The sequence below is a fragment of the Pseudomonas sp. EL_65y_Pfl2_R96 genome, from assembly GCF_963970905.1.
GTDB lineage: Bacteria > Pseudomonadota > Gammaproteobacteria > Pseudomonadales > Pseudomonadaceae > Aquipseudomonas.
On sequence record NZ_CAXAQH010000420.1, the window covers coordinates 1 to 410 of the forward strand.

At 53.9% G+C, this 410-nt stretch carries 1 protein-coding gene; it reads left to right on the forward strand.

Going from position 1 to position 410, the window contains the following annotated elements; genetic code table 11:
* The first annotated feature begins 89 nt into the window (after positions 1–89).
* Positions 90–293 (forward strand): transposase, encoded by a 204-nt coding sequence (gene tnpB, locus AACY49_RS31365; protein ID WP_258696219.1) that lies wholly within the window; start codon positions 90–92, stop codon positions 291–293.
* The last annotated feature ends 117 nt before the right edge of the window (positions 294–410 follow it).

Below are 410 nucleotides of genomic sequence, written 5' to 3' on the forward strand. Positions count from 1 at the left end.
ACTGGCATGTCTATGGAAATGAGGTTCGACCGGGCAACGGGAGCCGTATGAGTTGAGAGGCTCACGTACGGTTCTGCGAGAGGCTGAAGGTGAAACTCCTACGGCCTACTTACCAACGCAACGGCTTCTGCCTCTGGCTCAAGCGCCTCGAATCCGAGCGCTTCAAAACATCGCCCGATGCCACTGACGAGGCGATTGTTCTGACCGTGCAGGAACTGAACTGGCTACTGGATGGTTTTGATCTCTGGCGCAACCGCCCTCATCAGGTTTTGACGCCTCGATACGTGGCCTGATTCGGTATAATCCAGGGCATGATTTCCATGCCCGAAAACCTCCCCGATGATCCTGAATTGCTCAAGCAGATGCTTGCGAAGATGCAGTCCAGAGTCGGTTTCCTCGAAGAAGAAAAT